The sequence below is a fragment of the Micromonospora sp. AMSO1212t genome, from assembly GCF_008868145.1.
GTDB lineage: Bacteria > Actinomycetota > Actinomycetes > Mycobacteriales > Micromonosporaceae > Micromonospora > Micromonospora tulbaghiae.
The window spans coordinates 1-9183 of sequence record NZ_WBKS01000173.1; the positions used below are offsets into that span (position 1 = coordinate 1).

Annotated in this window: 7 protein-coding genes; 2 read left to right on the forward strand and 5 right to left on the reverse strand. The window is 74.7% G+C overall.

Going from position 1 to position 9183, the window contains the following annotated elements; all coding sequences use genetic code 11:
- Nucleotides 1-116: 116 nt before the first annotated feature.
- From cobA to cobC, 3 genes are read right to left on the reverse strand one after another with little or no spacing between them, the layout of a single operon-like run.
- Entirely contained in the window at nucleotides 117-1358 is a 1242-nt protein-coding gene (cobA, locus tag F8279_RS27555) for a uroporphyrinogen-III C-methyltransferase (RefSeq protein WP_091423059.1), read from the reverse strand.
- On the reverse strand, nucleotides 1355-2434 hold the full coding sequence (gene cobT / locus F8279_RS27560; RefSeq protein WP_151501492.1) for a nicotinate-nucleotide--dimethylbenzimidazole phosphoribosyltransferase: 1080 nt from the start codon (nucleotides 2432-2434) through the stop codon (nucleotides 1355-1357). Before cobT ends, cobA begins: the two co-directional genes overlap by 4 nt.
- Entirely contained in the window at nucleotides 2434-3516 is a 1083-nt protein-coding gene (gene cobC / locus F8279_RS27565) for an Rv2231c family pyridoxal phosphate-dependent protein CobC (protein WP_151501491.1), read from the reverse strand. Before cobC ends, cobT begins: the two co-directional genes overlap by 1 nt.
- 121 nt (nucleotides 3517-3637) lie before the next feature.
- Between cobC and F8279_RS27570 the strand changes: the two genes are divergently transcribed.
- Nucleotides 3638-5770 carry a transglycosylase domain-containing protein gene (locus F8279_RS27570; protein WP_091423053.1) on the forward strand — a complete coding sequence of 711 codons (2133 nt, stop codon included), beginning with the start codon at nucleotides 3638-3640 and terminating at the stop codon, nucleotides 5768-5770.
- A 129-nt stretch (nucleotides 5771-5899) separates the two neighbouring features.
- Here F8279_RS27570 and F8279_RS27575 read toward each other — a convergent pair whose 3' ends face one another.
- Nucleotides 5900-6469: a GNAT family N-acetyltransferase gene (locus F8279_RS27575; RefSeq protein WP_091423050.1), complete on the reverse strand. Its 570-nt coding sequence runs from the start codon at nucleotides 6467-6469 to the stop codon at nucleotides 5900-5902.
- A complete protein-coding gene (locus F8279_RS27580) occupies nucleotides 6466-7836 on the reverse strand; it encodes a cobyrinate a,c-diamide synthase (RefSeq protein ID WP_091423338.1) in 1371 nt (456 codons plus the stop codon). Before F8279_RS27580 ends, F8279_RS27575 begins: the two co-directional genes overlap by 4 nt.
- Nucleotides 7837-7970: 134 nt before the next feature.
- Between F8279_RS27580 and F8279_RS27585 the strand changes: the two genes are divergently transcribed.
- Nucleotides 7971-8789, forward strand: coding sequence for an SURF1 family protein (locus tag F8279_RS27585; RefSeq protein WP_091423048.1), 819 nt, complete (start codon nucleotides 7971-7973; stop codon nucleotides 8787-8789).
- The last annotated feature ends 394 nt before the right edge of the window (nucleotides 8790-9183 follow it).

Below are 9183 nucleotides of genomic sequence, written 5' to 3' on the forward strand. Positions count from 1 at the left end.
TGATCGCGTCGATCTTGCACTTGTTGCCCCGACAAATGGGCTGTAACGGGCGCGTGACGGGCACCAAGTGCAAGATCGACGCGATCAGGCGGGCGGCGTCGGCGATGGCCTCGGGGTTAGGGAGTGGGGGTCAGGGTGTGGACCACGTCGCCTACGACCACGATCGCGGGTGGGCGCAGGGCGGCGGCCTCCACGTCGGCGGCGACCGTGCCCAGCGTGGAGCGCAGCGTGCGCTGGGCGGCTGTGGTGCCCTCCTGGATCACCGCGGCGGGGGTCTCCGCCGGCTTGCCGTGCGCGATCAGGGTGGCGCTGATCGCGGCGAGGTTCTTCAGGCCCATCAGGATCACGAGCGTGCCGCGCAGCCCGGCCAGGGCGTCCCAGCGCACCAGCGACGCGGGCGCGTCGGGCGCGAGGTGCCCGGACACCACTGTGAACTCGTGCGCCACACCCCGGTGGGTCACCGGCACCCCGGCCACCTCGGGCACCGCGATCGCGCTCGTCACACCCGGCACCACGGTCACCGGCACGCCCGCCTCGGCACAGGCCAGCAGCTCCTCGCCGCCGCGGCCGAAGACGTACGGGTCGCCGCCCTTGAGCCGTACCACCACCTTGCCGGCCCGGGCCCGGTCCACCAGGATCCGGTTGATCTCCTCCTGGGCACGCGACGGCCCGTACGGGATCTTCGAGGCGTCGACGAGTTCGACGTCCGGGCGCAGCTCGTCCAGGAGCAGGCCGGGCACGAGCCGGTCGGCGACGACCACCTCGGCCTCGGTGAGCAGCCGCCACCCCTTCACGGTGATCAGCTCCGGGTCGCCCGGTCCGGCGCCGACGAGCGCGACGCGCCCCCCGGCGGCACCTCCCGCCTCGGGGGACGGCGCGAAGCCGGGGGCCGTCCGCGCGCCCAGCAGATCCCGCACGGCGTCGCGGACGCCCATCGCGCGGCGCGGGTCGCCGCCGCCGAGGACCGCCACGGTGACCGGGCCGTGCCGGGTCACCGCCGGAGTCCACGCGCTGGCCGCCGTCCGGTCGTCGGCGCGGACGCAGAAGATCCGCCGCTCGGCCGCTGCCGCGCTGACGGCAGCGGCGGCGGCCCGGTCGTCCACCGCCACCTGGACCAGCCACGCGCCGTCCAGGTCGCCGGGGGCGAACCGGCGCGGCTCCCAGTGCAGCCGCCCGGCGTCGACGTGCGCGCGCAGCGCCGGGGTCAGTTCGGGCGACACCAGCAGCACGTCCGCGCCGGCGTCGAGCAGCGCGGGCACCCGCCGGGTGGCGACCGCTCCCCCGCCCACGACGACCACGCGCCGCCCGCCCAGCCGCAACCCCAGGGGGTACGGGCTCGGCGGCGTCGGCCCGGTCACTTCTCCGCCACCCCGGCGGAGTCGAACGTCGCCACCTCGTGCAGTACCCGGACCGCGCCGGTGACCACCGGCAGGGCGAGCAGAGCCCCGGTGCCCTCGCCGAGCCGCAGTCCCAGGTCGATCAGCGGCTCCAGGCCGAGGTGCCGCAGCGCCGCCGTGGCGCCCGGCTCGGCGCTGCGGTGCCCGGCGACCATGGCGCCCACCGCGTCCGGCGCGAACGCGGCGGCGGCGAGCGCGGCGCTCACCGCGATCACGCCGTCGAGCAGCACCGGCACCCGCCGGGCGGCGGCGCCGAGGATCAGGCCGACCAGCGCGGCGTGCTCCAGCCCGCCGACGGCCGCCAGCACGCCCAGCGGGTCGGCCGGGTCGGGCTCGTGCCGGGCCAGCGCGGCCCGCACCACAGACACCTTGCGGGCGTACGTCTCGTCGTCGACCCCGGTGCCCCGGCCGGTGGCCGCCTCCGCGTCCACGCGCGCGAACGCGGCGATGAGCGTGGCGGACGGGGTGGTGTTGCCGATGCCCATGTCGCCGGTGAGCAGGATGCCCGCCCCGGCGTCGATCAGCTCACCGGCGACCCGGATGCCGGTCTCGACGGCCGCGCGGGCCTCGTCCCGCGTCAGCGCGGCGGTGACCGTCATGTCGCGGGTGCCGGGGCGGACGTTCGCGGCCACCAGACGCGGCCCGGCCGGATCGGCGGGTTCCTCGGAGTCGGCGCCGGGGATCGGGGTGGCCACGCCGACGTCCACCACCGTGACCGAGGCGCCGGCCTGACGGGCGAACGCGTTGACCACCGCGCCGCCGGCCAGGAAGTTGGCGATCATCTGGGCGGTGACCTCCTGCGGCCACGGGGTCACGCCCTGGGCGTGCACGCCGTGGTCACCGGCGAAGATCGCCACCGCGGCCGGCTCGGGCAGCGGCGGCGGGCAGGCGCCGGCCAGCCCGGCGAGGCGTACCGAGAGCGGTTCCAGGGCGCCGAGCGAGCCGGCGGGCTTGGTCAGCCGGCCCTGCAACTCGCGGGCCGCCGCCATGGCGGCCTCGTCGAGCGGCCGGATCGCCGCGACTGTGGACTCCAGCATCATGCCTCCAGGATCCGTGCCAGCGTCTCGATGAACGCGTCTGTGGTGCCCCGGTCGCGTACGGCGATCCGGAGCCAGTCCGGGCCGAGCCCGGGAAACGTGTCGCCCCGGCGTACCGCCCAGCCGTGCGCGCGCAGCCGCTCGCGTACGCCGGCGGCGCCGGCCACGTGGATCAGGACGAAGGCGGCGGCCGGGCGGCCCGCCACGCGTACCCCCGGCAGGCCGGACAGGCGGGCCACCAGGTGGTCGCGGTCGGCGGCGAGGTCGGCGGCGATGGCGCGTTCGGCCGCGACGGCGGCCGGCGCGGCGCAGGCGGTGGCGGCGGCGAGCGCCGGGGTGGAGACCGCCCAGAGCGGCTGCGCGGCGGCGAACCGGGTCAGCAGCGCGGCGTCGCCGAGCAGGTAGCCGATCCGCAGCCCGGCCAGGCCCCACGTCTTGGTGAGGCTGCGCACCACCACGAGGCCGGGCAGGTCGCGGCGAGCGGCGAGGGACTCGGGCTCGCCGTCGACGCCGGGCGCGGCGGTGGTGTCGGCGAACGCCTCGTCGACCACGAGCACCCGGCCGGGACGGGCCAGCGCGGCGATCGTGTCCGCCGGGTGCAGGACCGAGGTCGGGTTCGTGGGGTTGCCGATCATGACCAGGTCGGCGTCGTCCGGGACCCGGGCCGGGTCCAGGCGGAAGCCGTCGGCCGGGTCGAGCAGCACCCGGTCCACCCGGTGCCCGGCGGCGCGCAGCGCGGCCTCCGGCTCGGTGAACTGCGGGTGCACCACAACGGGGTGGCGGACGCCGGACAGCGCGCGGGCGATCAGGACGAAACCCTCGGCGGCGCCGGCGGTGAGGAGTACCTCTTCCGGGGGTCGCCCGTGCCGGTGAGCGACTGCGGCGCGGGCCGGTGCCGGGTCGGGGTACGCGGCCAGGTCCCCCAGCGCGGCGGTGATCGGGTCGGCCAGCCAGTCCGGCATCGGGGCGCGGCGCACGTTGACCGCCAGGTCCACCAGGCCGGGGGTGGCCTCGGCGTCCCCGTGGTGGCCCAGGTCGGGCTCGTCGAGCGCGGCGGCGCTCCCGGTCGGTGCTGCGGGCATGTCCGCGATCCTGCCGGGTAGCCGCCGCCCGGGACAGCGCATCCCGGCGTGGGTCGCGTCACGGTCCGCCGGTTTATGAGTTCTTCTCATTTCCGAATCGGAAATGTCATAGCTTGACCCCGTGAGCAGTCGTCCCCTTGCTTCCGCTGGCCGTCTCGTTCCCCTTCTCCGCGCCGGGCTGATCGCCGGCATCGTGGTCGCCGCCGCCCTGTACCCGCTGGTCGCCGTCACCGGCATCGGGGCCAAGGCCACCGCGCACGCGATCGAACAGAAGACGAGCATCCTCAAGACCGCGCTGCCGGCCGAGACCTCGTACGTCTACGCGCCGGACGGCAAGACGGTGCTGACGATGTTCTACGAGGAGTACCGGCAGTACACCAAGGTCGAGAACATGTCGCCGAACATCCAGCAGGCGATCGTCGCCGCCGAGGACAACCGCTTCTACCAGCACCACGGCGTCGACCCGAAGGGCGTGGCGCGTGCTTTCGTCTCCAACGCCCGGTCCGGCGGCGTCTCCCAGGGCGCCTCGACGATCACCATGCAGTACGTGCGAATGGCGCTGCGGGACAGCGCGACCACGCCCAAGGAGGTCCAGGAGGCGACCCAGCAGACCAGCCTGCGCAAGGTCAAGGAGATGCGCATGGCGCTGGACATCGAGAAGCATCTGAGCAAGGAACAGATCCTGGAGCGCTACCTCAACTCGGCCTACTTCGGTCACCGCGCGTACGGGATCTACGCGGCCTCGCAGATCTTCTTCTCCAAGACACCGGCCACGCTCACCCCGGTCGAGGCGGCCACGCTGGCCGGGCTGGTGAAGTCGCCGTCGGAGTACGACCCGATCACCTCGGACCAGAAGGATGCCACCGGCCGGCGCAACTACGTGCTGGACAACATGACCCGCCTCGGCTACCTGTCACCTGACGCCGCCGCTGCGGCGAAGGGCCAGCCGATCAAGCTGAAGCTGACCGACCCGCCGAACGACTGCGCCGCGATCGACGGCGGGCACCGCAGCTGGGGCTTCTACTGCGACTACCTGAAGAACTGGTGGAGCTCGCAGCCCGCGTTCGGCGAGAACCGGCTGGAACGGATGGACAAGCTACGCCGCGGCGGCTACCGGATCGTGCTCGCGCTCGACCCGAAGACCCAGGCGGCGGCGGAGAAGAACGTCGGCGCCAAGGACAACACCGGCAGCCCGTTCGCCAACGGGATCGTGGTCGCCGAGCCCGGCACCGGGCGGATCAAGGCGATGGCGGTGAACCGGAACTACTCGCTCGACCTGGCCGAGAACCCGAACAGCTCGAACCCGGAGGCCGGCCCGAAGGTCAAGGCGAACTATCCGAACACCGTGGCGCCGCTGCTCGGCGGCGGGACCCTCCCGGGCTACCAGGCCGGTTCGACGTTCAAGATGTTCCCGATGCTCGCCGCGCTCAACGCCGGGATGCCGCTGTCCACCGCGTACGACTCCCCGTACACGTACAAGTCGGCCGTCTACGACGGGTGGGCGCCGTCGAACGCCAGCGGCGCGATGACCGGCCGGCAGACCATGTGGTCCGGGTTCGGCAAGTCGGTGAACACGTACTTCGTCCAGCTGGAGGAGAAGATCGGCGCGGACACCGGGGTGCGCCTGGCCGAGCAGTTGGGGCTGCGCTGGCGTACCGACGTGGACAAGGAGCAGGCGTCGCCGGGGAAGGCGAAGAAGTGGGGCGCGTTCACGCTCGGCGTCTCCGACGCCACCCCGCTGGAGATGGCGAACGCGTACGCCGCCATCGCCGCCGACGGGCGCTACTGCGAGGCCATCCCGGTCAACGCGATCATGAACCGGGACGGCACGCCCGCCACGTACACGACGGCGGGCGGGGTGCAGCGGGAGGTGGCCAAGCCGCGGTGCCGGCAGGTGGTGAACGCCGACGCAGCCCGCGCCGCCACCGACGCGGCCCGCTGCCCGACCGGCGACACCCCGGCCAAGGGGAGTTGCGGCGGCTGGTCGACCGCCGACAGCGTGCGGGGTACGGTCGGCCGCCCGGTCGCCGGCAAGACGGGTACGACCGACAGCACCCGGTCGGCGTGGTTCGTCGGCTACACGCCGGAGCTGGCGGCGGCGAGCTTCATCGCCGACCCGGACAATCCGTTCAACGCGGTGGGCGACGGGCAGTCGCAGATCCCGGTGAACGCGGTGGCGCAGACCTTGCGGGATTCGCTGAAGGGCCAGCCCACCCGCCAGTTCACCCCACCCTCGGACCAGATAGTCGGCTGACCCCCTGATCCGCCCGGGGGTGCGCCCGGGTAGTTGATCAAGGAGTTTGCGTCAGGGATCGCCCGATCCGCCGACGCGAACTCCTTGATCGACGTTCGGAGGCGGGTGGGCGCAGGGGGCGCAGGGCGGTCAGCGGAGGTCGGCGGCGACGAAGGACCACAGCTCCAGGTCGACCCGGGCGCCCCTGACGAAACCGGCGTTGCGCAGCAGGCCCTCGTAGCTGAAGCCGGCCTTCTCGGCGACCCGCCGGGACGCCACGTTGCCGGCCGCCACCCGCAGCTCCACCCGCTGGAACCCGTGCTCCAGGATCAGCGCGATGGCCACCGCGTCCACCGCCTCGACCGCCAGGCCGTAGCCCCGGGCGTGCGGCGCGATCGCGTACGACAGCTCGGTGAGCCGGGCACCCCAGTCGGTACGGCGGGCCCAGAGCGAGCCGACCACCCGCTGGTCCTCCCGGCGTACCACCGCCCAGTGGTCTCCGTCGCCGCTGTCGCGCCGCTGCCGGGCCAGCTCGGTGCACCACGCCCGCCCGTCGATCTGCCCGGACGCCTCGGCCAGCGGCAGCCAGCGCTGCGTCTGCCGGTCGGCGAACACCTCGTCCACCGCCTCCGCGTCGGCGGCGACGAGGTGCCGGACCTCGATGCGCGGGGTGGAGACGGTGAGCGCCGGGAACCGGCGTACCGCCACCTGCCCGATCACGCCGACGCCCCCACCGGCGCCAGCGCGGCGGCGGCCAGCCGGGCCGCGATGTCCGGGTGGGCGGCCCAGTGCGGCACGAGCTGCGAGGCGTGCACCGCCTGCCGGACGAAGCCCTCCGGGTTGCCACCCTCCCAGCGCCAGGCCGGCCGGTCACCGGCGCGCGGAGTGAGCACGGCGGCGTGCTGCTTGTGCCCGGTCACCGTGGCGCCGGCCGCTGCCACCACGCTGTCGGTGACCGCCGTGGCCGTGCGGTAGCCGACCACCAGGCCGTCCCTGATCGTGCCGACCGCGTCGAGCACCCCGCACATGGGCAGGCCGTCCAGCTCCCGGGCCAGCCAGAGCAGGCCGGCCCCCTCGGCGATCACCGGGCGGCCCGAGCGGGCCAGCTCGGCCACCGCGATGCAGAGGCGGCGGTTGGCGGAGAGCTGCTCCGCGTACGTCTCGGGCAGCCCGCCGCCGATGACGAGCGCGCGGGCCCCGGCGGGCAGCGCCTCGTCGCGCAGCGGATCGAACGTGACCACCTCGGCGCCGGCGGCGCGCAGCAGCTCGGCGGTCTCGGGATGGCTGTAGGCGCCGGCCGGTCCGCCGGCGAGCGCCACCACCGGCCGCTCCCCCGACGGCTGCGGGGCGTCGGCCGGCTCCGGCGACCACGGCTCGACGGCGAGCGCCGGGGCGGAGCGGGCCAGCGCCAGCAGCCGGTCGAGGTCGACGGTGGCCGCCACCGCCTCACCGAGCCGGCGTACGCCGCGTTCGGCGTCGGCGTCGGCGCGCACCACGGGACCGGTGCCGAACCGTCGGGCGGGCAGCACCGGAGGCAGCTCGTGCCGGCGCAGCGCCCCGTAGACCGGCACGCCCACGTCGTCGAGCGCCTCGCGCAGCAGCGCCTCGTGCCGGGGCGAGGCCACCCGGTTGAGGATCACGCCGCCCAGCCACAGCTCGTCGTCGTACGCCCGGAAGCCGTGCACCAGCGCGGCGACCGACTGGCCCATCGCGGCCACGTCCACCACGAGCACCACCGGGCTGCGCAGCGCCGTGGCGACGGCCGCCGTGGACTCGCTCTCCGGTCGTCCGGCGACCGAGTCGTAGAGGCCCATCGTGCCCTGCACCAGCGCGAACCCGGCGCCGGCCGCGCCGTACGCGAAGAGGGGGGCGATGCGCTCCGGGCCGACCAGTCTCGGGTCCAGCGTGCGCCCGGCGCGCCCGGCGGCGAGCCCCAGATACGCCGCGTCCACCTGGTCCGGCCCGACCTTGAACCCGGCCACCGGGATCTCCCGGTCGGTGAGCGCCGCGAGCAGGCCGAGGGAGACGGCGCCGGTGCCGTGACCCGAGGAGGGCGCGCTCAGCACGACGCGCGGCACGTCGGTCATCATCGACTCCTGATGTGGGTGGTTTCCGCCCGCGTGACCATACCCGCCCGGCCCGGCGCGCGAGAGCCGCGCACACCGCCGTTTCTGCCTGGCAGCGACGAGTGGCATCGCTCATACGGGTAGCCTTGGCCAACGTGTACCGGTTCCTGCTGACCCCGCGCTGGCTCGGCTACCTCGCGCTCACGCTCGTCGCCGCCACGGTGATGGTGTTCCTGGGCAACTGGCAGCTGGACCGCTACCGGGGCCGCACGGCCGTCAACGAGCGCATCGACGCCGGAGCCACCATGACGCCCGCGCCGCTGCGCGACGCGCTCCCCGCGCCCAGCGGCGGCGACGTCGGTCCCGCGCCGTCCGAGGAGCTCACCTGGAGCCGGGTCACCGCCACCGGCCGGTACGACAGCACGAACACCGTCCTGGTCCGCGGCCGGACCGTCGACCGGACGGTCGGCTTCGAGGTGCTCACCCCGCTGGTGCTGGCCGACGGCACCGCGGTGCTCGTCGACCGGGGCTGGATCCCGCCCGTGCCGGGTGCCGGCGCGACAGTCCAGCCGCAGGTGCCGGCGGCGCCGACCGGCGAGGTGACCGTCACCGGCCGGGTGGTCGGCAGCGAGAGCGGCGGCGGCGCGGTCAGCCGGCGCGACGGCAAGCTGGAGGCCCGGCGCATCGACATCCCGCGCCTGGCCCAACAGCTCCCCTACCCGGTGACCGGCGGCTACGTGCTGCTCGACGGGCAGACGCCGGCCGCCGACCCGGCCTTCCAGGCGGTCCAGATCGGGCACACGAACAACTGGCAGAACTTCGGCTACGTCTGGCAGTGGTGGATCTTCGCGGTGATGAGCCTGTTCGGCTACGGCTGGGTGGCACGCCGGGAGGCCCGCCGCCGCGCCGGGCTGGACTCCCCGGGTGAGCCGGTGGACCGCGCCGCCGAACCGGCCGCCCCCACCTCCGCCTGAGCGAGCCTCACCGGGCACGGCCCGCCTCGTCGATTCTCCGCACAGGTGCCCGTTACTCGCGGTAGCCGCCGTCGGCGAACGACTGCTCGCGACCGATATGCCTCAGAGGCATATTTATGCCTCTGAGGCATATCCGTTCTGAGCGACGAAGTCCGCGCAGGGGCTGGCCCCGGATCCGGCGGCCACACCGGGCGGCGGGGACGTTGTAGGGTCCGCGGATGATCGTCAATCGTAGGGGTCGCGGTGACCTCTGACGCCACGACGCCCCCGGCCGCCGAGCCGCCCGCGTACGACCCGTGGTCGGCCATGCCGTCGGCCGTCGCGCCGCCCACCGAGCAGTTCCCGGTGATCGCCGCGCCGGAGGCACCCGTCACCCCCGCGCCCACCGCGCCGT

Excerpts from the sequence above, each read along its gene's own strand:
- cobT (WP_151501492.1), bottom strand. The coding sequence starts at position 2,434 with ATGCTGGAGTCCACAGTCGCGGCGATCCGGCCGCTCGACGAGGCCGCC.
- cobC (WP_151501491.1), bottom strand. The coding sequence starts at position 3,516 with ATGCCCGCAGCACCGACCGGGAGCGCCGCCGCGCTCGACGAGCCCGAC.
- F8279_RS27580 (WP_091423338.1), bottom strand. The coding sequence starts at position 7,836 with ATGACCGACGTGCCGCGCGTCGTGCTGAGCGCGCCCTCCTCGGGTCAC.